General features: G+C 68.2%; 18 protein-coding genes. 13 read left to right on the top strand and 5 right to left on the bottom strand.

The annotated features are described in order from the left end of the window. Nucleotides 1–334 precede the first annotated feature (334 nt). A complete protein-coding gene (locus tag OHS82_RS35765) occupies nucleotides 335–1,471 on the top strand; it encodes a glycoside hydrolase family 5 protein (protein WP_328435254.1) in 1,137 nt (378 codons plus the stop codon). A gap of 290 nt (nucleotides 1,472–1,761) precedes the next feature. Further along, nucleotides 1,762–2,226, top strand: coding sequence for an MmyB family transcriptional regulator (locus tag OHS82_RS35760; RefSeq protein WP_266728844.1), 465 nt, complete (start codon nucleotides 1,762–1,764; stop codon nucleotides 2,224–2,226). Between the two features lie 589 nt (nucleotides 2,227–2,815). Here the strand turns inward: OHS82_RS35760 and OHS82_RS35755 are convergent. Then, nucleotides 2,816–4,720, bottom strand: coding sequence for a rhamnogalacturonan lyase (locus OHS82_RS35755; protein ID WP_443061815.1), 1,905 nt, complete (start codon nucleotides 4,718–4,720; stop codon nucleotides 2,816–2,818). A 679-nt stretch (nucleotides 4,721–5,399) separates the two neighbouring features. Here OHS82_RS35755 and OHS82_RS35750 point away from each other — a divergent pair. The 10 genes from OHS82_RS35750 (at nucleotide 5,400) to OHS82_RS35705 (ending at nucleotide 19,441) form a co-directional block, all read left to right on the top strand. Beyond that, on the top strand, nucleotides 5,400–6,458 hold the full coding sequence (locus OHS82_RS35750; protein ID WP_328435253.1) for a glycosyl hydrolase 53 family protein: 1,059 nt from the start codon (nucleotides 5,400–5,402) through the stop codon (nucleotides 6,456–6,458). Between the two features lie 63 nt (nucleotides 6,459–6,521). After that, complete coding sequence (locus tag OHS82_RS35745; protein ID WP_328436146.1) at nucleotides 6,522–7,598, top strand: rhamnogalacturonan acetylesterase; 1,077 nt, start codon at nucleotides 6,522–6,524, stop codon at nucleotides 7,596–7,598. A gap of 34 nt (nucleotides 7,599–7,632) precedes the next feature. After that, nucleotides 7,633–8,502, top strand: a complete 870-nt coding sequence (locus tag OHS82_RS35740) for an SGNH/GDSL hydrolase family protein (RefSeq protein WP_328435252.1) — start codon at nucleotides 7,633–7,635, stop codon at nucleotides 8,500–8,502. 580 nt (nucleotides 8,503–9,082) lie between these two features. After that, on the top strand, nucleotides 9,083–10,366 hold the full coding sequence (locus OHS82_RS35735; RefSeq protein ID WP_319095532.1) for an ABC transporter substrate-binding protein: 1,284 nt from the start codon (nucleotides 9,083–9,085) through the stop codon (nucleotides 10,364–10,366). Further along, complete coding sequence (locus OHS82_RS35730) at nucleotides 10,367–11,386, top strand: carbohydrate ABC transporter permease (protein WP_328435251.1); 1,020 nt, start codon at nucleotides 10,367–10,369, stop codon at nucleotides 11,384–11,386. After that, nucleotides 11,376–12,212, top strand: a complete 837-nt coding sequence (locus OHS82_RS35725; RefSeq protein ID WP_266728834.1) for a carbohydrate ABC transporter permease — start codon at nucleotides 11,376–11,378, stop codon at nucleotides 12,210–12,212. The genes OHS82_RS35730 and OHS82_RS35725 overlap by 11 nt, the downstream gene beginning before the upstream one ends. A gap of 118 nt (nucleotides 12,213–12,330) precedes the next feature. After that, the gene (locus OHS82_RS35720) at nucleotides 12,331–13,680 is read left to right on the top strand and encodes a right-handed parallel beta-helix repeat-containing protein (protein ID WP_328435250.1); all 1,350 of its coding nucleotides are present in this window, start codon (nucleotides 12,331–12,333) and stop codon (nucleotides 13,678–13,680) included. A gap of 173 nt (nucleotides 13,681–13,853) precedes the next feature. Continuing rightward, the gene (locus OHS82_RS35715; RefSeq protein WP_443061838.1) at nucleotides 13,854–15,866 is read left to right on the top strand and encodes a family 43 glycosylhydrolase; all 2,013 of its coding nucleotides are present in this window, start codon (nucleotides 13,854–13,856) and stop codon (nucleotides 15,864–15,866) included. 90 nt (nucleotides 15,867–15,956) lie between these two features. Next, complete coding sequence (locus OHS82_RS35710; RefSeq protein ID WP_328435248.1) at nucleotides 15,957–17,888, top strand: glycosyl hydrolase 53 family protein; 1,932 nt, start codon at nucleotides 15,957–15,959, stop codon at nucleotides 17,886–17,888. Nucleotides 17,889–18,127: 239 nt separating this feature from the next. After that, a complete protein-coding gene (locus tag OHS82_RS35705; protein WP_266728826.1) occupies nucleotides 18,128–19,441 on the top strand; it encodes an RICIN domain-containing protein in 1,314 nt (437 codons plus the stop codon). Nucleotides 19,442–19,670: 229 nt separating this feature from the next. Here OHS82_RS35705 and folD read toward each other — a convergent pair whose 3' ends face one another. The 4 genes from folD to OHS82_RS35685 form a co-directional block, all read right to left on the bottom strand. Then, on the bottom strand, nucleotides 19,671–20,603 hold the full coding sequence (gene folD, locus OHS82_RS35700; protein WP_266728824.1) for a bifunctional methylenetetrahydrofolate dehydrogenase/methenyltetrahydrofolate cyclohydrolase FolD: 933 nt from the start codon (nucleotides 20,601–20,603) through the stop codon (nucleotides 19,671–19,673). A 21-nt stretch (nucleotides 20,604–20,624) separates the two neighbouring features. Further along, a complete protein-coding gene (gene purU / locus OHS82_RS35695) occupies nucleotides 20,625–21,569 on the bottom strand; it encodes a formyltetrahydrofolate deformylase (RefSeq protein ID WP_266728822.1) in 945 nt (314 codons plus the stop codon). Nucleotides 21,570–21,631: 62 nt separating this feature from the next. Beyond that, on the bottom strand, nucleotides 21,632–22,459 hold the full coding sequence (locus tag OHS82_RS35690) for a methylenetetrahydrofolate reductase (protein ID WP_328435247.1): 828 nt from the start codon (nucleotides 22,457–22,459) through the stop codon (nucleotides 21,632–21,634). A 73-nt stretch (nucleotides 22,460–22,532) separates the two neighbouring features. After that, the gene (locus tag OHS82_RS35685; protein WP_266728818.1) at nucleotides 22,533–23,909 is read right to left on the bottom strand and encodes an aminomethyl transferase family protein; all 1,377 of its coding nucleotides are present in this window, start codon (nucleotides 23,907–23,909) and stop codon (nucleotides 22,533–22,535) included. A gap of 514 nt (nucleotides 23,910–24,423) precedes the next feature. Between OHS82_RS35685 and OHS82_RS35680 the strand changes: the two genes are divergently transcribed. Then, nucleotides 24,424–24,678, top strand: coding sequence for a hypothetical protein (locus tag OHS82_RS35680; RefSeq protein ID WP_266728816.1), 255 nt, complete (start codon nucleotides 24,424–24,426; stop codon nucleotides 24,676–24,678). Nucleotides 24,679–26,138 lie beyond the last annotated feature (1,460 nt).

Genomic DNA, 26,138 nt, shown 5'->3' with positions numbered 1-26,138 from the left:
CCCGGACGCGCGCGGTCGCCGTGACCGCGGCGCACCCGAGCCGTGCGGGATGCGCGACCGTTCACGGATGCGCAACAGCGGACGCCCGGGCCAACTGTGTACGGACCCAGGCCCGAGGCCTCCAGAAATCACACCCCCGAACAGCCGGGCGGCTCCTGCCGCTCGCACTCGGGCAGAAAGGTCCACTTGGGGGATCCGACACCCCCCCCAAGTCCGCAAGAGAGGAAAGCCCATGGCTTCACTAGCAGGGAAGATCAGAGTCGTTCTCCTTGCCGTCATGTTGGCGGTTGCCGCATCTGTGTACGGCACGGCCCATCAGGCGTCGGCCGATACCGTGGCACAGTCGAGCGCCTCGCAGATCGTGGCCGACATGGGCGCGGGATGGAATCTGGGGAACCAGCTCGAAGCCACCACCAACGGATACCCCAGCGAAACGGCATGGGGCCAGCCGACCGTGACACAGGCCCTCATCGACAAGGTGAGAGCGGCAGGGTTCAAGACGATCCGGATCCCGGTCTCCTACCTGGGATACATAGGCCCCGGCCCGAACTACACCATCAACGCCGCCTGGCTGAACAGGGTCCAGGAGGTCGTCAACTACGCCTACAACAGGGGCCTGCATGTGATGATCAACATGCACGGCGACGGCTACAAGAACGTCAGCGGCTCCTGGTTGATCTGCGATTCCTCCTCCCAGACGACGATCAAGGCCAAGTACGAGAAGGCCTGGCAGCAGATCGCGAACAGGTTCAAGAACTACGACCAGCGCCTGATCCTCGAGGCCATGAACGAGGAGTTCGACGGGCAGTACGGCCGTCCGACCCAACCGTGCTACTCGAACATCAACAGTTACAACCAGATCTTCGTGGACACCGTACGGAAGACGGGTGGCAACAACAGTTCGAGGTGGCTGCTCGTGGCCGGCTGGAACACGAACATCGACTACACCGCGGGGAATTACGGCTTCAAGCTTCCCTCCGACCAGTACCGCTCCCCCTCCATTCCCGCCGGTGAACGGCGGATCATGATCTCCGTCCACCACTACGCTCCGTGGGACTTCGCCGGAGAGGAAAGCGGCACCATCACGCAGTGGGGACGAGCGGCGACCAATCCATCGAGGAAGTCGACCTGGGGACAGGAAGACTATCTGGACGCCCAGCTCAAGACGATGCACGACGTGTTCGTCACGAAGGGGTATCCGGTGGTCGTCGGCGAGTACGGCGCGATCGACAAGTCGTCGTTCGATTCATCGAACAACAGGTATCGCGCGGACTTTGCGCGGGCCGTCGCGGCCACCGCCAAGAAGTACGGGGCGGCCAGCGTCTACTGGGACAACGGTGCAACCGGCCGGTACGGGTTCGGGCTGTTCGACCGGCGCTCCCTCGCGGTGACCCAGCAAGGCATCATCAACGGCATCATGAGCGGCGTCAACAGCAGCGTTGCCGGCTCCGCCCTTCCGGCCGGCACGTAACAGGACCCGAGTCTCGGCGACGGGTACGTACCTCCGCATCCTCGTGGGCGCGCAGTTGGGCCGGGTGGCGATGCCACCCGGTGTGCGACCTGGTCAACTGCGCGCCTACCGGCCGGAGAAGCCGCGCTGCTCCGCGCCTGGGAGCACGTTCGACAAACGGAGGACAGCGATGTCTGCACATGTAGCGACCGACGACGTAGTGTCTGCCGGACTGACCGGCGTGCCAAGCTCAAGGAGTTTCTGCGGTCTCTCAGAGCTACGCACACCTGGACCAGGGCTACGGCGTAAGCATGTCGGCTGAGGTGGCGGACGCCCTGGCCCACGCAGAGCGCCCGACCGAGAAGGAACGGGACCATCTGTTCCGGCCGGCCCAGGCCGACCGGAACAGCACACCGCGGTCGGCGCCCCTGCCGCAGCTGCTTCAGCCCACCGCCCAGCACCTCCGCGGCACGCTCGGCGTGCCCGCCTTCTTCGTCAGCCGACGCCTGGACATCCTCGGATGGAACCGGCTCACCACCATTGTCTTCGGGGACTGTGCCCGACTGCCGCGCGGGGAGCGGAGCATGGCCCGGTGGATGTTCCTCTCGCCGGCAGCCTGGGATCGGTCCGCCGAACCGGCCCGCATGGCTGCGACAGTCGCTGGCGTTCTGCGGATGAGTGTCGGCAGGAGCCCGGGACGATGTGCAACTCTCCTCGCTGATTCGCGAGTTGCCGTTGAAGCGCGAGGAGTTTCGGCGGTTGCGGGCATGGCATGAGGTGAGTTGCGCGGGATGGTCGGTGAGGTTGCAGGCATGCGGCTGAACCTCTGTCACGCAGAACCGGGCTCCGGTCGGAGAAACTCTCGCGGATGCCGGCCCGTTGAGAGAAAGAGCCGTAGGACTGAGACGTTTTCACGGCCAGGGTGACTACACTCCGCGCCGCCCCGCTCCTCATGAGCGTCCTCAGCGCCTTTCGATTCTCGTGGCTTGTCAGCGAGCGAGCGGCGGCTTCGCGGCCACCGGGACGGAGCCGCGGATCGGGTCGGGGACGCGAGACAAGGACAGACCGGCGCCTGTGCTGCGGTGGGCGATGATCTCGGCGGAAATGGTACGCGGCAGCAATCCTCTGACGGTCTCGGCGGCAACAACCATGAGGCCAGAAGAAGGCGGTACCGGGTCCCCGGACTTCAGCCCAGTCCGTGCGACCGCCATCTCCGACAGGTGCAGTACCCCAAGAACAACCATCAGCGCGATACGTGCACCAATGCCAGTGCTGCGTTACCCGTGCCAGGTTCTACTCGTTCGACGAACACCCCTTCCCTCATGCCTGAACTCGCTCAAGCATCAGGGAAGACGGCTGTCCGGCTCAGAGGCTGTTCGGCAGCGCGACGGTGGGGCGGGGTGGCGTGGGCATGTTGGCGCCGATGAAGAAGCTGGGGTGCGGGGGCTGGTTGTAGGCGGTGTTCTGCCAGGCCAGGGCCGTGCGGTACTGGGTGTCGTGGAGGAGGGTCGTGATCCGCGTAGTGGTCTGGTACGGCGTGGAGTAGATCCGCAGGGCCGTGTTGTTGGACGTCGGCCAGATGACCTCCTCGCGCCAGTCGCCGAGGATGTCGCCGGAGAGGGACGGCGTCGACTTGGTGCCGTTGTTGGAGTGGACCCCGGAGCCGGTCAGCAGGCGGGTGTCGCCGGAGGTGCCGTACTTGTCGATGTGGGTGCCGTCGAGGAGTTCGCGGACCGTGTCGCCGTCCCACCACGCCAGGAAGTTGCTGGACCCGGGCTTACGGCTGGCGACCACCGCGCCCTTGGGGTTGCGGACGCCGCTCACGAGCGACGACCACGACTCGGCGCCCGCGCTGCCGGACCAGATGTCACCGGACACGCCCCGGCCGTTGTCACCGCCGGCGGGGGTGGACCAGAGGATCTGGCCGGTCCTCGCATCCGCCATCCAGGAGGACGGCTTGGAACCGTCCTCGTCGACCTTGAACTCCTCCAGACCCGGCCGGGACGGGTCGAGGTCGCCCACGTGCATCGCGTCCCCGTGGCCGTTCCGTGTCGTCCACAGGCCGTCGCCGTTGTCGTCGACGGCCATCGCGCCGTAGACGATCTCGTCCTTGCCGTCGCCGTCGACGTCCGCGACCGACAGTTGGTGGTTGCCCTGGCCGGCGTAGCCGCTGTTGGCGTTGGAGTCGAAGGTCCACCGGCGGGTGAACTGCCCGTTCCGCCAGTCCCATGCCGCGATCACCGCGCGGGTGTAGTAGCCACGAGCCATGATCACCGAAGGGCGGGAGCCGTCCAGATACGCCGTGCCCGCCAGGAAACGGTCCACGCGGTTGCCGTAGGAGTCCCCCCAGGACGACACCGTGCCACGGCCTGGGACGTAGTCGACGGACTGCATCGCCTTGCCCTTCTGCCCGTTGAACATCGTCAGATACTCGGGGCCGGACAGGACGTAGCCGCTGGAGTTGCGGTGATCGGCCGACGAACTGCCTATGACCGCGCCGGTTCCGTCCTTCGTGCCGTCGGCGGTCTTCATGGCGACCTCGGCCTTGCCGTCGCCGTCGTAGTCGTACACCTGGAACTGCGTGTAGTGCGCGCCGGAGCGTATGTTGCGGCCCAGGTCGACACGCCACAGGCGAGTGCCGTCGAGCTTGATGCCGTCGACGATCGTGTTGCCGGTGTAGCCGGACTGGGAGTTGTCCTTGGCGTTCGTCGGCTGCCACTTCAGAACGATGTCCAGGGTGCCGTCGCCGTCGAGGTCGCCGACGGAGGCGTCGTTGGCCTCGTAGGTGTACGGCGAGTTGCCCGGTGACGTGCCTCCGGGCGGCGGGGAGATCGGCACGTCCTTGTACCCGGTGCGGAACTGGAGCGCGTGCTCGGACGGCGCCTGCTCGACGCCGTTCACCACCGCGCGCACCGTGTAGTCCGCCGAGTCCGGGGCGCCGGCGTCCAGATAGTTCGTCGAGGTGGTCAGGGGCGAGGAGTTGAGCCTGGTGGCGCCGCGGTAGACGTTGAAGGCCACGTCGTTGGGGTCAGTGGCCAGCCACCGCCACGACACCAGGTTCCCGCTGCCGGTGTGGACGCTGGTCAGGCCCCGATCCAGGCGTTCCACCTGCCGCGCGGTCGCGGCGTGCGCGGTCTGCGGCAGTCCGGTGAGTGCGGCGAGGGCCAGGGCGGTGGCGGCCGTCAGGCCGCGGAACAGCCGCTTGCTCGACCGGCGTTGGAATCGCCTTGGGGGCGATGCGGTGCGCGGATACCGGTGCGGGTCGGTCACGATGACCTCCGATGTGTGGGGGGCTATGTGAAGATCGCGGAGACGGCGGTCTGCCCATAGCGTGGGAACGCTCCCATTCGCTGCGAGGGTAGGAATCCACTGATAGCCCGTCAAGCATTCTGTTGGCTTTCCCTGTTCGAGTGTGTTCGAGTGTGAGCCGACGAGATGCCCGCGCACAGCCTCGTCCCCGTCGCCGCATTCCTTCTGAAAGGGCACTTGAACTGGGATGACTCCAACCGGTTCAGACGACCCGCAGTCGAGGCACGGCGAACACCCGCCCACAGGATCGCACTGCTTCTTCCATTGGATCGGTGAGCAATGGTTGACAGCTTCGTGCCCGATCGGGAAGCTGCGTGATGCACCTCCGGTTCGTTGTGATGCGATTGCGCACTTTCGTCGCAACACTTCTGTGATCGCTCACAGCTCCGACCTGGAGGAGCGTCCCTGGCATGCCAAGGCCGCTCTCTCCGACACGCGCCACTCGCAACAGTCCTGCCTCAGTTGTCGCCACACCGAGGGAGGCAGCATCGGCTGGATCGCACGCGCTACACCAACTCCCTGACCCTGAGCGCCAGTTGCCCCCATCACCCGCCTCGCTCCTGGAAGTCTCTTTCTCACTGATCCGCTCTCCGCCGACCGCGACGTCTCACCCACGGCCGACGGAAGGAAAGGACCTACCATGTCCCCGCAACCCCCCACACCAGCTGCCGGGCGCATCAGCCGGCGAACCCTGCTCAGGGCCACCACCGCGACCGCCGGGGCGCTCGCCACGGCCGCCGCGTTCGCCGAACTCGAGACGCCTGCCGAGGCCGCCGCGAGCTTCGTCAAGGGCGTCGACATCAGCTGGGCGCCTCAGATGGAGGCGCGCGGCTACTCCTGGAAGAACGCGAGCGGGCAGACCCAGGACCTGCTGACGATCCTCAAGGGCTACGGCATCACCGCCGTACGCCTGCGCACCTTCGTCAACCCGTCCAACGACCCGGCCAACGGGCACTGCGGCATCCACGAGGTCGCCGCCTTCGCCAAGCGGGTCAAGGCCGCCGGCATGTCGATCATGCTCGACTACATGTTCGGCGACACCTGGAACTCCGTCGGCGTGCAGAACCCGCCCGCGGCCTGGCGGAACATGAACTACAGCCAGATGCGCACCGCGATGGGCACGTACGTGAACCAGACCATGACGGTCATGAGGAGCAACGACGTGCTCCCCACCTGGGTCCAGATCGGCAACGAGATCAACAGCGGGATCTGCCGCCCCGTCGGCAGCGTCTCCAACGGGGCGCAGATGACCGGTCTGCTCAACGCCGCATACGACCAGGTCAAGGCGGTGTCGCCGAACTCGACGGTGTGCATCCACCTGGCCCAGCCGCAGAAGTGCGACGTGATGACGACGTTCTTCAGCCGCTTCGCGGCGAGCGGCGGCAAGTGGGACATGTCGGTGTTCTCGTCCTACGGCAGTGCCGACCTCGCCCCCGGGATCGTGGCGAACATGAAGAAGATCTCCGCCGCCTACGGCAAACCGTTCCTGCAGAGCGAGTTCGGTGGCCGGGTGGACCGGGTCTCCGCCACCCAGGCCTCGCTGGTCGCCTACATCAAGGCCCTCAAGGCCAACGGCGGGCAGGGGATCTTCTACTGGGAGCCGGAGTGCATGTCCCCGTTCACCGGCTACAACATGGGCGCCTGGGACTCCTCCAGCAAACGGCCCACAGCGATCATGAACGGCTTCACCCAGGCCTGAGCGACGGGCCATGGACCTCAACCCGGGCAACTCTCCGGTCAAGGATGGGGATTGGTGATTGCAATGGACATGGCATCGGGTCTCGAAGGGCACGGGGTCAGGCTGGGAGTGGTGGGCCTGCTGACTCTTGCGACGCTGGTCGGCACCGGTGCGGCGCATGCCGATGTCGCCACGCGGGCGCTGCCAGCCGGTTGTTCCGGCACTGCGCCGATCAAGTGTCACTACGCGGTCTCTCCCGGCAACTACGACGTGACGGTCTCCATCGGCGGTGTCACTGCCGCCGAGACCGACATGTGGGTGGAGGCGCGACGCCTGATGCTTCCGGCGACGAAAACGGCGGCCGGTGCCAACGCCACGTACTCGTTCACGGTCAACGTACGGCAGCCGGAGGGGCAGCCGACCGGCCAGGGCGGCACCGGAAACCCCGGGCTGGACATCCGGTTCGCGGGCACCAACCCGCAGGTGAAGGCCGTCTCCGTGAAACCGGCGACTCAGCCGCTGGTCGCCTACCTCGCCGGTGACTCGACCGTGTGCGACCAGCCCGTGGCCCCGTACACGGGCTGGGGCCAGATGATCACGCCGGCGGTGCGCCCAGGAGCGTCCGTCGCCAACTACGCGGACTCGGGGGAGAGTTCGGGCAGCTTCCTGAGGAACTCGGCGCTCTTCCCGGCGCTGTTGTCGAAGGTCAAGGCAAACGACGCGGTGTTCATCCAGTTCGGGCACAACGACAAGCAGACCAGCGCGTCGGCCTTCCGGAGCAACCTCACCTCCATGATCACGCAGGTCCGTGCGAAGGGCGGCGTCCCGGTCCTGGTGACCCCGCCGGTCCGCCGACAGTTCAACGGCAGCCGGCTCACGCCCACAGCACTGCACGTCAACGGCCTCCAAGTGAACCTGCCCGCCGAGATGCGCTCGGTCGGCACGGCGCAGAACGTGCCAGTGATCGATCTGACCACCAAGAGCAAGACGCTGGTCGAGTCTCTCGGCCCGTCCGCCTCCGCACAGCTCTTCCTGCGCTCATCCGTCGACGGTGTCACGGACAACACCCACTTCTCTCAATACGGCGCGAGCCAGATGGGCGGGCTGGTGCTCCAAAGCATCCGCGAGCAGCGCCTGCCCCTGGCCGCGTACCTGCGCTGACCGACGCCCGGCGCCAGTCCCAAGGAGGGACCCGTTGAGGAACTTACGGATTCTCATCACGACCGCGCTCGTGATCGCCTTGTCGAGCCTCGGTGTCAGCGCCGCGTCCGCGGCGGACCGTGTCGCCACGAACTGCACCAGTGCCTCCCACGCCCAGACCTCGGCCGCACCGGCGGCCGCCGCGCCGGTCACCGTGTGGCTGGCCGGCGACTCCACCATGGCCAACCCGAGCTCCGGCCGGTGCCCGGTCGGCTGGGGCAGCCAGTTCGACGCCCTGTTCAACAGCGACGTGACCGTCAAGAACCAAGCCGTGGGAGGCCGCAGCATCCAGACCTGGCTGTACGAGGGGAACGTGAGCAGCACCAAGGGCTCGGACGGTGAGTGCCGCCTCACCTCCAGCACGTACTCGTCCCGCTGGCAGGCGATGCTGAACTCGACCACCGGAATGAAGGCCGGTGACTACCTGTTCATCCAGTTCGGCATCAACGACTCCTCCTCGACCTGCCCCCGGCACGTCGGCCCGGCCCGGTACCAACAGCTGATGACCATGATGGCGCAGGCCGCCCTGGCCCGGGGCGCGCACCCGGTGCTGCTCACCCCGGTCGCCGCCATCACCTGCTCCGGCAGCACAGCGACCAAGAACCGCGGCTTCGTCAACGAGACCTTCGCCGCCGGCTCCGCCACCAGGGCGCCCGTCATCGACCTGCAGACACTCAGTGTCTCGCTCTACAACAGTCTCCACTTCTGCCCGAACAACGGCGACTACGGAGGCAGCGGTCCCCTGGGCACCTTCTTCTGCAACGACCACACCCACTTCGACACCTACGGCGCCCAGCGGATCGCCGGGCTCGTCGCCGGTGACGTGCGCCGCCAGAACCTCCCGCTCGCCGCGTATCTCAGGTAACACGCGGCGGTGGGCGCGAACCGGGGCCGGTCGGTTCGCGGGCGGCCTCGAGGACGGCACGTGCCGCGAGCGGCTCCGACCGGGCCGCGGCGTGCGACGAAGGCGGAGGCGGAGGCGGAGGCGGAGGCGGAGGCGGAGGCGGAGGCGGAGGCGGAGGCGGAGGCGGAGGCGGAGGCGGAGGCGGAGGCCGGGCGAGAGTACGACCGCAAGGCGATCTCCGCATCGGTGGTGACAGGAGGCCTCTCCATGGGTGAGTCACGGCTGGCGGTTCGGACACGACGTATCCGCAGTACTTCAGCGGCCGCGTTCGCGTGGGTCACCGAAGTCAACAGCAGGGGCATGCCGGAGGTCGGCCGCCCGGGCTTACGGACACGAAGGTGCGCGGCCACTTCGTCCTGTGGGCCATGAGGTCCGCACCGCCGCTCATGGGCGGCGATGTGTGCAGCGTGCCGGCGGCGTGCTGAGCCTCCTCAAGCACGCCGCCCCCGTTCAACCAGAACGGCCGTTCGCGATGTCTGTTCGGCAACCGCCCGAGAGTTCAGGGGCTGGGCCGCTCGCTCGGAAGGTGGTGCACGTGTCCATGGCAGTGTCACGAAGACGGTTTCTGGCGCTGGGCGCCGGAGCGGCCGCCGGAGGCTTCGGGCCGGCCGGCTGCGGGTCGCAGCGCTCGCTAGGCGACCCGGATGAGATCACGCTGTGGACCTGGGACCGGTCGGTGAGCGACGAGCTGGTCACCCGGGCGGAGACGAAGGGCATTCCCGGGGCTCAGGGCTTGAGACTCAGCCGCACCAACATCGGCGGCCATTTCAACACCAAGGTGCGTACCGCGCTCGCCGGCAAGTCCCTGGTGCCGGACATCATCGGCATCAACTCCGACGTGGCCACCTACTTCCCCAACCAGGACGTCTTCGTCGACCTCAACGACTTCGGCGCGGCCGAGCTGAAGGACCGGTACCTGGACTGGAAGTGGAACGAGTGCGTCACGCCCGAGGGCCGGATGATCGCGTTCCCCATGGACACCGGCCCCACCGGGCTGTTCTACCGCGCCGACCTGCTTCAGGAAGCCGGGATCACCACCGACCCGAAGGAGCTCGCCGCCCGCGCCCCGGACTGGGACGGCTTCATCACCCTGGGCAAGGAACTGCGGAAGTTCCAGGAGCGCGCGGTGATCTGCCCCAACATCCGCCACGTCTGGAGCATCCGCCTGGGCCAGCTGGGCAGCAAGTTCATGACTGAGGACGGCCGGTACATCGGTGACCGGGACGAACTGCGCGAGGCGTTCGAACTGGCCTACCGGATCGGCAGGGACGGCCTGTCGGCCGGCGCCCCGGAAGGCTCCCCCGACTTGTACGGAGTGATCACCAGCGGCCGCCAGCCGGTCGGTATCGGCGCGGTGTGGTGGGGCCTCGCCTTCCCGGAGTCGGCCGCGCCGAAGACCAAGGGCACGTGGCGGGTGGCCGACCCGCCCGGTGGCTCCGGCAACGTCGGGGGGTCCTTCCTGGCGGTCACCAAGTACTCCAAGAACCCCGAAGCGGCCTACAAGTTCATCACCTGGCTGCAGTCTCCTGAGAACCAGGTCAAGGCGTTCACGGAGATGTCGCTGTTCCCGTCGTCCCCGCACTCCTTCACGAGCCCGGAGATGCGTGAGCCCCGGCCCTTCTACGGCGGACAGCGCACCATCGAGGTGTTCGGGCCGTCGGCGCGGCAGGTCAGGACCGTCTACAAGAGTCCGTACGACCGGGTGATGGACCCCGTCTTCGCCGCCGAGCTCGCCAACGTGGAGTCCGGCAAGAACGTCGACACGGCATGGAGGGACACCCAGAACACCATCGAGCGTGAACTCACCCGCGAGGGGGCGATCTGAATGGGCCTCGCCGATGTCCCTGCGCGCGGGAAGACAGTCGAGCGGCGCGGGAGGACCGCCGAGCCACCGCCGGACGGGTCCAGGCCGCTGCCCGGCTGGCGCCGCTACTGGCCGATGTACACGGCGGTCTCCCCGTTCTTCATCCTCTTCGCCGTGTTCGGCGTCTTCCCGGTCGGCTTCTCCGTCTACCTGTCGTTCATGTCGTGGGACGGCATCGGGGAGACGCGGTCGGTCGGCTGGGACAACTTCGCGTACCTGGTGACCGACTCCGACTTCTGGCAGTCGATCGGCAACACGCTGATCATCTGGATCCTGTCCACCGTCCCGATGGTCTTTCTGGCCTTGGTCATCGCCTACGCGCTGCACACCACGGTGCGGTTCAAGGCGTTCTACCGGGTGGCCTACTTCGTCCCGAACATCACCTCGATCGTGGCGATGACCCTGGTGCTCGGCTCGGTCTTCAGCGACAGCTCCGGGCTGCTCAACAGCGCGCTGCGGGCGATCAGTTCCGGCGAGGTCGGCTGGCTGTCCGACCCATGGGCGATGAAGGTGTCCGTGGCGGCGATCACCGTCTGGCGGTGGGTCGGCTACAACGCCATCATCTGCCTGGCCGGCCTGCAGGCCATCTCCAGCGACGTGTTCGAGGCGGCCAAGGTCGACGGCGCCGACGACCGCCAGACCTTCTTCCGGATCACCGTCCCGATGCTCCGTCCGGTGATCCTGTTCGTCGCGGTCACCTCCACCATCGGCGGGCTGCAACTGTTCACCGAGCCGCAGGTGCTGTTCCCGGTGGACGACAACGGCAACGTCGGTGGGCCCGGCGGCGAGGCCACCACCATCGTGCTCTACCTGTACCAGCAGGCGTTCGTCTTCAACCGGTTCGGCTACGGCGCTGCCGTCGGCTGGGCGCTGTTCCTTCTGATCGCGGTGTTCTCCGTCATCAACTGGCGGCTGATCGGCGGCGGGGACGAGGACGTGCCGGGCACCGGCAAGCGGAAGGGGAAGTCAAGTGCGCGCTGAGACCGCCGCCCGGTCGCGGACCGTCGTGGGCCACGCCGTGCTCCTTCTGGGCGTGCTGATCACGATCTTCCCGTTCTACTGGATGTTCGTGATGGCCTCGAACACCACCGGGGACATCTTCGCCTACCCGCCCAAGCTCATTCCCGGCCCCCACCTGTGGGAGAACATGGACAAGGTGTTCGACGGGATCGACTTCTGGGGGTCGATGGGCATCACCGTCGTGGCCGCCACAAGCGTGACGTTCCTGGTGCTGCTCTTCGACTCGCTGGCCGCCTTCGCCTTCGCCAAATACGCCTTCCCCGGGCGGAGGGTGCTGTTCTGGATCGTGCTGGCCACCTTCATGATCCCGATGCAGCTGGCGCTGGTGCCGCAGTTCGTCACCCTGGCCTGGCTCGGCTGGGTCGGCTCGCTCAAGGCTCTGATCATCCCCGGTGCGGCCAACGCGTTCGGAATCTTCTGGATGCGCCAGTACGCGCAGGGGGCGATCGCCGACGAGCTGATCCAGGCCTCGAGGGTCGACGGGGCCGGGTTCTTCCGCCAGTGGTGGGCGGTGGGGCTGCCGGTGCTGCGCCCGGGGCTGGCGTTCCTGGGGATCTTCACCTTCTTCCACATCTGGAACGACTACCTGTGGCCACTGATCGTGATGACCGACCCGGGCAAGGTGACACTGCAAGTGGCCGTGCAGCAGCTGAACGGGGTCTACACCACCGACCAGTCGATGGTCATCGCCGGAGCGCTCATGTCGGTGATCCCGCTGATAGGGGTCTTCCTGATCGGCTCGCGCCACTTCATCGCCAACCTGGCCGCCGGCGCCATGAAGTTCTGAAGAAGCACGCGCGTGGTCCCACCCTTCGAAAAGCAGCTTTCGCACCTGCGCTGAGTTCTGCAGGCAGGCACGAGCCCTACTGCCGCACGGGAAGACACATGACTCGGGAGATGACGCTGTGAGAACCGCGAAGTTCGGCACCCCCGCCCTCCTGCTCTCGGTGGTCACGGCGAGTTCCGTCGCCATGGTCCCCGGCTCGGCGTCCGCGAGTGCAGCGGCGGCCGGAAACACCTACTACGTCGCCCCGAACGGGAATGACGGCGCAGCAGGCACGCAGGCCGCTCCGTGGGCATCGATCGCCCGCGCACAGGCCGTCGCCACGGCGGGCGACACGGTCTACTTCCGGGGCGGCACCTACGCCTACACCCGCGCGAACAGCGCCTGTTCGAGCCAGACCGCCAAGGTCGACGCGATCACCCTCAACAAGAGCGGCAGCTCGGGCAACCCGATCCGGTACTGGGCCCAGCCGGGCGAGAGACCGGTCTTCGACTTCTCGCAGATGACGGACAACTGCCGTATCAAGGGCTTCGACGTCACCGGCAGCTGGATCCACCTCAAGGGACTGGAAGTCAAGGGCGTTCCCCAGAACAACAACCGCAACGCCGAGTCCTGGGGGATCTGGGTGTCCGGCAGCAACGACGTCTTCGAGCAGATCGACACCCACCACCACATGGGTACCGGCCTGTTCATCAGCGGCGGGGGCGGCAACCTCGTCCTCAACTCGGACGCGCACGACAACTACGACCCGCGCAGCAGCGACGGACCCGGCGAGAACGCCGACGGCTTCGGTGCGCACTACACGCCGGCCGGCCGGTCCGCGAACGTGTTCCGGGGGTGCCGCTCGTGGTGGAACGCCGATGACGGTTTCGACCTCATCTCCACGTATGCGCCGGTGACCATCGAGAACTCGTGGGCCTGGCGCAACGGGTACGTGCCGGGGACGACGACGTCCGCCGGCAACGGGGCCGGCTTCAAGTCCGGCGGCTACGGGGGTGACTACGAGGCCAACGCACCGAAGCACACCGTCCGTTTCTCAGTGGCGTTCCTCAACAAGGGGGCCGGTTTCTACGCCAACCACCACCCGGTCGCCAACGACTTCTTCAACAACACCGGATACGGAAACCGCCCCAACTTCAACATGCTGGGAATCGACTCGCGCGGTGCCGCCGTCGGACGGGGCAACCTGCGCAACAACATCGCCTACACCGGAACGGCGACGTCGAACATGAGCGGCACGAACGCGGCGTACAACTCCTGGAACCTCGGCGTCCCCCTGTCGGACTCCCAGTTCCGCAGTGTGTCCACGTCCGGCTGGGACGCGCCCCGTCAGAGCGACGGAAGCCTGCCCGTGCTGTCCCACCTCCGTCTCGCGGCGAACAGTGCGCTGATCGACAAGGGCACCGCCGTGGGACTGCCCTTCAGCGGAAGTGCGCCGGATCTCGGCGCCTTTGAGAACGACGGAAGGTGATCCTCTTGAGGCAAAGACCTCGTGTCGTCTCCAAGTACTGGAAACTGGCCGCCGCCACCGTCTTGTCCGTGGCGCTGGCGGCGCCGCTCTCGGCGAGCACCGCCGCGGCGGAGACACCTGCGACGCAGAGACAGACAACGGACCTCCGTGACCAGGGGGCGGCTGCTGGACCGGTGGTGGATCGCGGCCTCGAATACCTGGTGTCCGACTACCAGACGCGCACTCCGACGAAGTACACGGCTGACTCCTGGAAGCCCTTCGCCAAGGCGTTGACCGCCGCGGCCGAGGTCGCCGACGACTCCTCGGCCACCACGTCGGACGTCGCCGACGCGAAGACGGCACTGATGACCGCCGCCGCCGATCTGAAGGCCGCGGACGAGGGCACGTTCCAGACCATCACGAACAACACCTTCTGGAACGACACCAGCGGCAACCCCATTTATTCGCAGGGCGGTGGGGTCTTCAAGTTCGGTGACACCTACTACTGGTACGGCGTGCACTACACCGGCGCCGAGCTCTACCGGGCCAATCCGACGAAGAAGTACGACGGCAACGTCAGCTTCGTCTCGGTCCCCGTGTACTCCTCGAAGGACCTGGTGAACTGGAAGTTCGAGAACAACGTCGCGACGCGCTCGACCAGGATCCAGAACGGCGCCACCCTCGGCCAGGCAGGGTGGGTCGGGCGTCTCGGGGTCTCGTACAACGAGAACACCGGAAAGTACGTCCTCGCCACCCAGGCCTACGTCGGAGGCGGGCACGGGGTCCTGATCCTCCAGGGTGACTCCCCCACCGACACCTTCGACTACGGCTACTTCCAGACCCAGATCACCAACTCGCCCACGACCGGCACCGGGGATCAGACCGTCTTCACCGACGACGACGGCAAGGACTACCTGATCTTCTCCAACCGCGAAGGACGGTCGCGCGGCTTCGTGGCCAAGTTCCGGGAGTCCGACTCGCTGCGGATCGAGCCAGCCGTGCAGATCCGCAGCGGCGCCGGTCGCGAGGGCAACGCCATGTTCAAGCTCGACGGCAAGTACTACCACGCGGCGTCGGACCTGCACGGCTGGAACACCTCCGTCAACTACGTCAATGAGTCGACCAGCAGCAACGTCCAGGGCTCCTACAGCAGCGAGTACGTCCTCGCCGGCACCGAGATGGACTACAGCCACGTGACCCAGACCGGGTTCTTCGTGACGGTCAAGGGCACCAAGCAGAACACGGTGCTCTACGCCGGCGACCGCTGGGCCGACTTCGCCTGGAACGGCATCGGGTACAACCAGTGGGTGCCGATCACCAAGACCGGCGCACGGCCGCAGTTCCACTCGGTGAGCCAGTGGCAGTTCAACGCCACGACCGGGGAGTGGCGCGTCGGGCCGGCGAACAACTACATCCTCAACCCCGACATCCAGGCCGACCGCGTCATCGTCTCCAGCGTACGGGGATGGCGGAACCTCGGTGGTTCGGTGACCAACGTCAACGGTGGGGTGAACGGGTCTCGCTTCGCCCTCCAGGTGAGCAACAGCGGCGGCGTCGAGCAGCGGGTCGAGTCGGTGCCCGCAGGCACCTACACCCTGTCCCTGCACGCTCGGGGCAGTGCCGGACAGGTCGTGATCACCGGCGCCGACGGCAGCCAACGCACCCTCGGCATCCCGTCGTCGAGCGACTGGGGCAAACGCGAGCTCACTGGCATCGAGCTGCCCGGCGGGGCCGCCACGGTCACCGTGCGGGCGTCGGGTTCGGGCGGCGTCATCGTCGACCAGCTCTCACTCGTCAAGACCTCGGCCGGCACACCAGCACCTCCGGGGCGTTACGAGGCGGAGACCGCTCCGGCGCAGTGCCGGGGCACGATCGACTCCAATCAAGCCGGCTATTCCGGCAGCGGGTTCTGCAACGGCGACCCCACTGTGGGGGCCTTCGCGGAGTTCACCGTGAACTCCGAGACCGCCCGTACGGCCACGCTGGGGATCCGGTTCGCCAATGGCGCCACCACCGGTGCGAGGCCCGCGAACCTCGCCGTCAACGGAGCCACGGCGGGGGCGCTTTCGTTCGAGTCCACCGGTGCGTGGACGACGTGGACGACCAAGACCGTGACCGTCTCGCTGAACGCCGGCAGCAACACCATCCGGTGGGATCCGACCACGGCAGCCGGACTGCCCAACGTCGACTACCTCGATGTCGGCTGACTGACATTCCGTGCTCTGCCGGTCCTTGCGACCGGCAGAGCGTACGGAACAGCCCATGCCGCCCGTGCGTGACATCGTCAGGAGAAGGACATGAGCAGAACGCGTCTCCCCCGCGCCATCGCGGTCACGACGACGTTGGTCACCATGGCGTCCGCGAATCTACTCATGGTGCCCGAGTCGGCCCACGCGACCTTCGGAACCGCGGACATCAAGCCGATCGAAAGCAATATCGCCGCCAAGCCCTGGGCCTCGGCGACGGCCGCCACCGGCTCGTCCAACGCCCGTCTGGCCATCGACGGCGACCCGGCGACGTCCTGGCAACCCGGTAGTGCCGGCGCCCGTCAGTGGCTCACCGTCGACCTCGGCGGAACCTACGACAACCTGCGCAAGGTCAAGGTGTTCTTCTCGGACCGTGGCGTGGCCCACCGTTACGTCGTCGAGGCCTCGTCCGACGGTCGCCGGTGGAAGACCATCGCCGACAGGTCCCACAACCGATCCGTGTCGCGAGGGGAAGTGCACCTGTTCACCCGGCCGGGAACGCGCTTCGTCCGGCTGACCTTCACCGGTGGCCCGGGCAAGGCCCGGGCCGGGGTCAGCGAGCTCCAGGTCCTCAACTACCTGCGGGACGACCTCACCCTCGGCGCCGATCTGTCCTGGATGGACGACGTCCAGGACCGGCAGTACTGGGTCGACCCCCTGGCCGCAGACCGCGGCGCCGGGCCACACCTGCTCGACGTGGCCAAGGACCGTGGCATCGAGTACAGCCGGCTGCGGATATTCAACGAGCCACGCAGCGAGAGCACCGGCCAACCGACGCCGATACCCCGCCAGGGCCCGGAGCGCTCACTGGTCTCGGCGCAGCGGATCAAGCAGCGCGGCATGGGTCTGGGGATCGACTTCCACTACGCGGACTCCTGGGCGGACCCGAGCAAGCAACCAAAGCCACGCGCCTGGGCCGAGTTGGAGTTCGCGGACCTGTCCAAGGCCGTGTACGGCTTCACCGCCGACTATCTCAAGCGGTTGATCCGGCAGGGCACCACGCCGGAGAAGGTGGCGGTCGGCAACGAGATCATCAATGGCTTCATGTACGGCAGTGAGGCGGCAGACATCGGCACGACGAATCCGCCGTATTTCGTCGACCAGGCCGACATCTACCAGTCCCAGCCCGGCGGTGGCCTGCTGTGGAAGTACTGGCGGTCGACCGACCCGGTGGAGCGGCAGCTCTACGACCAGTCGTGGGACCGGTTCACCACCCTGGCCGCGGCCGGGATCAAGGCCGTCCGCGACGCGTCACCGACGTCCAAGGTCGAGATACACGTGATCGTGGACAAGGACAAGCTCGACAAGACCATGGAGTTCTGGCACCAGTTCCTCACACGTGTGAAGGCAAAAGGTCAGAAACCCGATGTGCTGGCCATCTCGTACTACCCGGAGTGGCACGGTACGCCCGAGGCGCTGGAGCGCAACCTGAACACCATGGCCACCACCCATCCCGGCTACGAGATCGACATCGCCGAAACCGCCTATCCCGCCTCGGGCGGCGACGGCTCGCCGCTGCCCAACTCGCCCTACCAGCGCACGATTCAGGGCCAGGCGGACGCCATCCGGAGGGTGTTCCAGGCCGCCAACGACGTGGTCGACAACCGAGGTTCAGGGGCACTGGTATGGGAGCCGGCCGGATATCAGCCCATGTTCCGGGCCGTGCCCGGACTGGCGAACACGTGGGAGCCGCACGCGTCCATCAACGTCTTCAACGCCAGCCGCGCCAAGCACATCCTCCAGGACACCGTCTACACCAGCACCATGGTGGGGGCCTCCCCGACGCTGCCCTCCGCCCTCCGCATGCTCACCACCGTCAACAACAAGATCACCAATGTCCCCGTCCGCTGGCAGCCGTTGCCACCCGGGTCGACCGACAGGCCCGGTGAGGTGACAGTCACCGGGACGACCGCCGCAGGACCGGTCACGGCGGTCATCGACGTCATGCCCGGACACGGCGAACACGACGTGACCACCTCATAGCCAGCCTGGGAGAACCAGGCCGTGTTCGAGGGAACGGCCACGCTCGCCCCGACATCCGGGGCGCTCGACCCACCGCACACCGCTCGCGCCACCCCTCGCGGGTGGCAGGAGCACCCACACCCGCTGTCGCGCCGTGCGCCCCGTCGCCCTGTCGGCTTCTGCCGCCGACGGGACGCACCCGGCATCGGGACCAGCCGAACGCCGAACCCCCCACCCATTCCCGCACCCAAGGAGTCACCATGACCCTGCGACGACGGACCTTCCTCACCATGAGCGCGGCCGGAGCGACCGGCGTGGGCCTGTCCCTGCTGGGGGCAGGACAGGCACCGGCCGCCGCCGGGCCGCTGGACACCGCGCCGACCACACCGTTCGCGGTCGGCGTGCGCCGGTACAACTGGACCCGCGGCGGCCGCCCCTGCACCACCTACGTCTACTACCCGGCCACCGGCACGGCCGGCGGCAGCCCGGTGACGGACGCCCCGGTCGCAAGTGGGGTCTTCCCCGTCTACAACTTCACCCACGGCTACGGGAGCAGCCCGCAGAACTCCCTGTTCATCATCCGGGCCCTGGCTTCAGCGGGCTTCGTCGTCCCCGCCCCGCACTTCAACCACAACTTCACCGACGTCAACAACGGCAACACCTCGAAGGACGTCTCGCAGATCCTCACCAACACCCTCGCGCTCAACGCGAGCGGACCGCTGGCCGGGCACCTCAACACCGGCATCGGCGTCGGCGTCTCGGGCCACTCCCTGGGCGGCATGGTCACCCACGGTCTGCTGACGTCCTGGCCCGACAGCCGGATCGTCTCCGCCAACCCGCAGTCCTGCGTGGACATGGGAAACCCCGCCGCCTCGGTCTCGGCCAAGGTCCTGTTCGTCCACGGTGACCGGGACTCGACCACGTCGTACTCCTCGGCCCGGCAGGCGTACTCGGAGATGACCTGGCCAAAGGCCTTCCTCACCTTCGTCGGTGGCAGCCACACCAGTTTCTGGAGCGACCAGCGCTTCCCGAGGACCGTCGTCGACTGGGCCCGCTGGACGATTTACGGCGACACCGCCGCACGGGACCGCCTCCCCGCTGACGCGTCCGGGTCCAACACCAGGTGGGAAGCCCAGCTGGGCGACTCCCCCGGCGGCCCGGGCCTCTACACCCTGCTGGCCCAGCACAGCGGCAAGGCCGCCGAGATCAACGGAGCCTCCACCGCCGCCGGCGCACAACTCGTCCAGCGCACCAGCAACACTCGCCCCAACCAGCAGTTCGAGTTCATCGACGCCGGCAACGGGCACGTCCGCGTCAAGGCACAGCACAGTGGCCTGTACCTTCAACCCACGGGCAGCGCGACCGGCGCGGACGTCGTCCAGCAGGCCGACACCAACGCCACCAGCCAGCACTGGCGCGTGGTCGATCACGGTGGTGGCGTGATCAGCCTCGTCAACCGGGAGTCCGGCCTGGCCATGGATGTCTGGGAATACTCCACCGCCGACGGCGCCCGCATTGCCCAGTACACCTACAGCGGCAACCCCAACCAGCGCTTCACCCGCCGCCGCGTCTGACCGGAACGGGTCGGGGCACCGCTCGGACGACAGGGCGGGCGGTGCTCCTCAGCGCTGCGGGCAACCGGACGAGGGCCCGCTCCCGAGGCGACCTGCGTCGACCTGGCGCGTGGTGGCGGCAGGCCACCGGCCGAAGCACGGGTGATCGTACCCGGCGAGGACGGTGGCGCCGCCGGCCGTGACCCCACGACCCGTCTCGTGGCCGCGGCCGTCCCGTCGCGCCATCTCGTCACGGCGTCGTGCCGACGCCGTCGCCGAGGACGTCCGCTCGCCGGCCGCGCAGGGAGCTGACCCCAGGATGGCCACACCGATCCGCCTGCTGTGCTCGCGCGGCAATGAGTGTGTTGGCCAGGAGCATGGCGATGGTCATCGGGCCCACGCCGCCGGGGACGGGAGTGACGAAGGCCGCGGTGCCGACGACGGCGTCGGTGTCCACGTCCCCGCGCAGACCCGCCGTGGAGCGGTGGATGCCGACGTCGATCACGGTGGCGCCGGGCTTGACAGCGTCGATGCCGATGAGACCCGGGATGCCGGCCGCCACCACCAGGACGTCGGCGCGGCGGCACACGGCGGCCAGGTCGCGGGTGCGGGAGTGGCAGATCGTGACGGTCGCGTTCCTCTCCAGGAGCAGCTGGCCCATCGGCTTCCCGACCAAGGTGCTGCGGCCGACGACGACGGCTTCGGCCCCCTCGAGAGGAATCCGGTGGGCGTCGAGCAGGGCCATCACCCCAGAGGGAGTGCAGGGTCGCAGGCCGGGGCTGCCCTGGGCGAGCAATCCGGCGTTCACGGTGGTCAGGCCGTCGACGTCCTTGTGCGCCGGGATGCGCGCGAGCAGGGCGGCGGCGTCCAGGTGGGCCGGTGTGGGCAGCTGCAGGAGGATCCCTGAGACCGCAGGGTCGGCCGCCAGTTCGTCGATGAGCGCGGCAGCGTCATCCTGAGTTGTCTCGGCTGGAAGATGCCGGTGCAGGTCGGTCATGCCGGCCGCGGTGCAGGCGCGGCGCTTGTTCCGGACATACACCTCGCTCGCCGGGTCGTCGCCTATGAGGACGGTGGCCAGGCCGGGCGCGTTCCCCCCGGCGTCCACGAGTGCGGCGACGCCGGAGGCGACGTCGGAACGGACCTGCCGGGCAACGGTGGTGCCGTCGATGAGCTGCGCGGTCACGAGAATCCCTTGGAAGACGATTCAGAAGACGATGGTGGAGTTGCCGTGGATGGCGAGCCGGTCCTCCAGGTGCGCGCGCACGGCGCGCGAGAGAACGGCGCGCTCGACATCGGCGCCGAGGCGTACGAGGTCGGCGGTGGTGTGCCGGTGGTCGACCCGGACGACGTCCTGGTCGATGATCGGGCCCTCGTCCAGATCGGCGGTGACGTAGTGGGCGGTCGCACCGACCAGCTTCACGCCGCGGTCCTTGGCCTTCTGGTACGGGCCGGCCCCGATGAAGGCGGGCAGGAAGCTGTGGTGGATGTTGATCAGCGGACAGCCGACCGCTTCGAGGAAGGAGGGCGTGATGATCTGCATGTACCGCGCCAGCACGACGAGGTCGACGTTGCCGCGCAGCAGGTCGAGGATGCGGCTCTCGGCCTCGGCGCGGTTGTCCCGGGTGGCGGGGACGTGGATGTAGGGCACCCCGAAGGGCCGGACCTCGTCGGCGAGGTCGGGGTGGTTGGACACCACCATGACCACATTCATGTCCAGTTGGCCGCGACGGTGACGCCAGAGCAGGTCGAGCACGCAGTGGTCGGTCTTGGACACCATGATGGCCACCCGTTTGGGCCGGGCGGCCTCGGTGAGGCGGTGAGTCATGCCCCAGCGCTGAGCGACGCCGGTTTCGAATGCACGGTCCAATTCGTCCCGGGCTGCGGACAGGCCGGGCAGGTGGAACCCGGTGCGTTGGAAAAAGGTGCCGCCGACGGCAGTCGTCGAGAACTGGTCCAGGCTCGTGATGTTCGCACCGGCCTCGGCCAGGAACGTGCTCACTGCCGAGACCACGCCCGGCCGGTCGGGGCACTGGATCAGCAGACGCCCGTGGTCGGCTCGGTCCTCAGGGATCCCGCCCTCACGCGAAGTGCTCCCTTGGGGCGTGGTGGGCGCGGACGCGGTTCGTGCGGACGTGGTGGGTGCGGACATGGCGACTCCGGTTTGATGGGCGGGGCGGGTACGCGTCGGCGCGGTGCTGGTCGCGGCGCCGGTCATGTCAGGTCCGAGAGAAGACGCCGGCGCCACGCCTCGGTCGGCGCGAGATCGTTGAAGGTGAAGACGTGGAACCCGGCGACGGCGTCGGCCTCCCCGAGGTGGGGCGCGAGCCCCGAGAGCAAGGCGTCCGGCCGATAGCCGCCGGGGAGGAAGAAGCGCCGGAGCAGGGTCTGCTGCTTCTTCAGGAACTTCGCCGACTCCCCGAGGCCCAGTCCGCCTGCGACGCGCAACAACTTCTGCCGGTGGACGGCACCGGGGAGGCCGACGTGGATTGGCAGGTTGATGTCGTAGGCGCGGACCCGGTGGATCCACGCCAGGATGGCTCTGGGATCGAAGACGATCTGCGTCGTGATGTGCGTGGCGAGCGGCGCCTTGTCCGCCAGCGCCTGCATCAGCACCAGCTCCGATACGTCCGGATGGCCCTCGGGATGACCGCCGATCCCGATGTCGGTGAAGCCGTGGTCCAGTTCGTGCACCGCCCGTAGCAGTGCCAGAGCGTCGGCGAACGCTGTCGTCGTGGCGGTACGGTCGCCTCCGACCACGAACACGCCGGTGATACCGGCGTCGCGGCACCTGCCGACGAGACCGGCGAGGTGCTGGTGGTCCCTCACTTGTTGGGCCGACAGGTGCGGTGACACGGCATAACCGTGGCCCGCGAGCGCTACCGCCAGGTCGATGGTCGCGTCCTGTCCCTTGGCCGGTGAGGCGGTCACGGTGAGCGGGACGTCGGTCGGGACGTGGTCGCGGACGGCCTGCTCGGTCTTGGCGAACGGGATGACCTCGTAGCCGAGCCCCCTCACGGCCCGGACAAGGTCAGCGCGCACGATCACATCGTGCCGGGAGTGGAGTCGGTTCACGGTCGGCCTCTCGGATGGGCGGGTGGAGGGGTCCGGCACGTCAGTGCTGAGCCGGCGGCCGGGTCCGTACCGTGGCCCGGATGGTGGTCTGCACGTGGTGGGGTTCGCTGAGCGGCCGCCCGGCTCCGCCGTCGGGCTCGCCCCACAGGACCTCGACGCGGTCGCCGTCGGTCAAGGACTCGTCGAGGATGGCGATGGTCACCACGCGCCCGACGTTGACGGTGTATCCACCCCACGTGGACAGGCCCACGAGGCGATCGCCCTGCAGCACGCTGTCCAGGTAGATCGTGGCGGGGTTCAGGTTGGGCAGGCTGAGCAGCTTGGGTCGGGGACCGTCTCCGAAGAAGCCGGCCCGGACCACCTCCATGACGTCGTCGGTGTCCCACTCCAGCCAACGCTTGAGGCGCTTGGGTCCCTGGGCCGCCTGCTCGAGGGCTGTGCGGCCGATGAAGTCGTGGTCGAGCTTGACGATGGAGCCGTAGCCCAGCTCCCAGGGGTAGAAGTAGTAGTCCTGGATGTCGTCCGAGACGTAACTACCCTCAATGGTGATCATGCCCTCCATCCCGAAACCGGGCAGGTGCTGCCGGTAGGCGGCCGTCTCCGGGGAGCTGTAGACGGCGGACGGGACGGCGGGGATCCACCCGGACTCGACGGTCGAGGACAGGTAGGAGACGGCCCCGCCCTGGCGCAGGCCGCTCTGCGCGCCGGCGTGCAACAGGGTCTCCAGGACGCTGGGGCCGTGCTCCACCGGGCCGAAGAGCTCCAGGCCGGTGTACTCCTCGCCCGGCACGCCCGCCATCGTGTGGTTCAGGGCGCGAACCGGGGTCCCCGCGATCGCGAAGGAGCCCATGCGGAAGAACGGGATGCGGTCGATCGGGGCGCCGACGGCGCGTTCGAGGATCTCCTGAGTGCGAGGGCCGTTGAGCTGGTACCGGTAGTGCTGTCGGCGGCCCAGCGGGTTGTGGACCGACGCCGGATCCACGCTGAACTCGACGTCGTAGTCGCCCTGTTGAGCTTGGAACTGCACCCAGTTGGCCGCCTGGGGGACACCGACCAGGCTCAGGTGGTCCTCCTCGAGGCCGAACAGGATGCAGTCGCCGATGTAGCGGCCGTCCGGCCCGACGGCGACGAACTGCTTGGCACGGTCGCGGCCGAGGGTCGCCGGGCTGTTGACGCCGGTGTCGCTGATCAGGCGCTTCACGTCGGGCCCGGTGATGTGCACCTCGGTCATGTGGTGGGACTGGTCGAACAGGACACAGGCGTTCTTCCAGGCCCACTGCTCGTTGTGCCAGGTCGTGTACTCCTGGGCGTAGGTGAACGGGTAGTGCGTGGCGGGATTGGTCCGCAGCATCGCCAGCGGGCCCCCGCTGCGGTCGATGCGCTGCTGCAGGGTCTCGAGGTGCGGTTGGTCGGTCACGGGGTGCCTCCTGGGTGGGTGGTGGTCGGCGAGGCGCCGGGGTCGCTGCGACGAGATGCCGGGCAGTGCGTCGCCCTGGAGCGCGCGGAGGGGGCGCCGCCCGGGCCTGGCGTGCTCGGGGCGACTCCGTTTCACGGGTCACCGGCCGCGGAGGCCCTCGTTCACGCAGCGGTTGCGCTGACGGCCGGGGCCGATGACGGAGCTGCCGGCGATGTCGCCGGCAGAGAAGAAGCGGCCGCCGTGGTGGGCACCGGTTCCCGGCCTGAGACCCTCAAGTACGAGGTCCTGCAGCCGCCCCCGCTCGTGGGAGTAGGCGACCAGCCGGGCGAAGTGGAGGAACGTCTCGTCGGCGGCCAGTCCTGCAACACCTCGCCGCTGACCTGTAGGACGATCCGTACGGCGTCGCGGTCGGCCAAGGGCGCCGGCACGACGAATGGCCCGGACGGCTCGGCGCGGCATGTAATGGTTTCAGGCACCGGTCCGTCGCCGAACTGAGCGGCGAACAGCGACGTACATGCTGTTTCCGGCGACGAAGCCGAGCGGCAGCGTCAGCCCCATCGGCGGCATCGGCGACCTGCTCCGCCCCCCTGGGGAACTGGGCTGGTCCCGTGGCGTCGACCTGCACGGCCGCGGCTTCCTCCGCCGCGACGCGCTTCTCACCCAGGCGGCTGACGGCGGTCCGCGCCGGTTCGCCGGGGCGGTCGGGAACACCGAGGAGCCGCATCCCGTGCTCGGCACAGGCGGCCGTCGGGGCGGCCCGGACGGTTGACGTCGCAGCTGTCGCCCCAAGTCCGGTACAGGATTCCCTCCGCGGGTGGACCGAAGGTTGCCAGGCGGTCCAGATCCCAGCGGCCGTCCCGGCGGGCCGGCTGCGCGGCCGTTGTGACCCGCTCGCGTCAGCGGCGACCTGCGCGGGAGGCACAGGGGCCCCTTCGGATACCACCATCGTCGTCTTCTCCTGGGGCGGGCTGCCGTCCGACTCTCGGCCGGGCGGCAGGAGGTGGGGTGGGGCCGCCGACGACGCGCGGGGCTTTCGGTGCCTGCTCGTCCCGCCGACGTCGTTGATAGTGACAACAGCCGCACCGATGCGGAATGGTCGAACTGGTATGCCACCAATCCACAGGACGTATGGCGAGCCACCGATGTCCACCTATTGAGCCGCCTATCGGACCCCAGCCAGCGGACCAGCTCCAAGCCTCGGTCCATGTGCGCGTGAGGCGCCGACCCGGTTGCGGCGGCGCTTCGGTGAGGACCTGCGCCCGCGTCGACCGCGCCTACGAGCTCACGTCGTTCGCCGCCACTCTGCTGGTCCGGCTGTGGACGCGGTCAACGTCAAGGCTCTGATCCGGCCCGACGACGCGAGCACCCTGCCGCGGGAGGCCGTCCGCGACTGTCCCGGCGAGCCCCCGGTCCAGGTCCACTGAGTCCGCGTGGTGGCAGAGTCCGACGACAGCGTGGACAACGAGTTGCCGACCGCCGACCTGTCCCCTCGTCACCACCTACAGGGGGCACGCCCCGCTCCCCTACGCGCCCCTACGCGGGATACACCCGATTCAGCCGCTTGATGACGATGGCGGCGCGGCGCCTCCAGGATCGTGAACACCGGATGGAGTTGAACCGGCCACGCCGGGTTTCCGGCCCCGGGCAGGTGGGAGTGCCGGAGTTGTTCACGGCGGTCTGATGCTGCGTCAGCACGACGCGGCCCTCCAACTCGGCGGCCCACCGATCGGCGCTGCGTGAAGTCGACGGCGCCGCCCGAGGTTCACACGTCGCGCCACCGGGCCGTGGCCGCGCCGGCCACCGACGCGAGCGTGCCACCCCCGGTTCCTCGTGTTCGACGTGGGCCGCTCTGCCCAGCTCGCCGTACCGCTGGTGCACGCGGGGCGGCCGCCTCCGCCTGGCACGCCCGCCGGTGCCCTGCCTGTCGAAGTGTGGCGTCGAGCCGTCGGGAAAGCAGGTGGCCGCCGGGCCCGTCAACGCGTTTCCAGACTCTCTCTGCCACCGTGAAAAGTGCTGCTACGCCGCCGAGCGCACGCGCAGTCCTCGACGACAGAGCGCCGAACGGCAGGTCACCAAGGAGACCGCCACCGCATTCGTCGGGCCGCGCGACGAGTGCCGCCCACCGGCGCGCGCCGTCCTGGCCGACTCATGCAGAGGCCTCACCGGAGCTCCGGTGGGGCCTCTGTGGCAGCCGCGCTCTCACCTGCCTCTGCTCGGTGGCTCTCCGCC

The organism is Streptomyces sp. NBC_00425 (assembly GCF_036030735.1).
Lineage (GTDB): Bacteria > Actinomycetota > Actinomycetes > Streptomycetales > Streptomycetaceae > Streptomyces.
Note: the sequence above shows the minus strand (reverse complement) of the source record. Positions and strands in the feature narration are given on the sequence as shown.

What these genes read in the sequence shown, in the direction of transcription:
- OHS82_RS35760 (WP_266728844.1), top strand. Translation starts at nt 1,762, where the DNA reads ATGTCGGCTGAGGTGGCGGACGCCCTGGCCCACGCAGAGCGCCCGACC.
- OHS82_RS35750 (WP_328435253.1), top strand. Translation starts at nt 5,400, where the DNA reads ATGTCCCCGCAACCCCCCACACCAGCTGCCGGGCGCATCAGCCGGCGA.
- OHS82_RS35745 (WP_328436146.1), top strand. Translation starts at nt 6,522, where the DNA reads ATGGACATGGCATCGGGTCTCGAAGGGCACGGGGTCAGGCTGGGAGTG.
- OHS82_RS35735 (WP_319095532.1), top strand. Translation starts at nt 9,083, where the DNA reads ATGGCAGTGTCACGAAGACGGTTTCTGGCGCTGGGCGCCGGAGCGGCC.
- OHS82_RS35730 (WP_328435251.1), top strand. Translation starts at nt 10,367, where the DNA reads ATGGGCCTCGCCGATGTCCCTGCGCGCGGGAAGACAGTCGAGCGGCGC.
- OHS82_RS35710 (WP_328435248.1), top strand. Translation starts at nt 15,957, where the DNA reads ATGAGCAGAACGCGTCTCCCCCGCGCCATCGCGGTCACGACGACGTTG.
- OHS82_RS35705 (WP_266728826.1), top strand. Translation starts at nt 18,128, where the DNA reads ATGACCCTGCGACGACGGACCTTCCTCACCATGAGCGCGGCCGGAGCG.
- purU (WP_266728822.1), bottom strand. Translation starts at nt 21,569, where the DNA reads ATGTCCGCACCCACCACGTCCGCACGAACCGCGTCCGCGCCCACCACG.
- OHS82_RS35680 (WP_266728816.1), top strand. Translation starts at nt 24,424, where the DNA reads ATGCTGTTTCCGGCGACGAAGCCGAGCGGCAGCGTCAGCCCCATCGGC.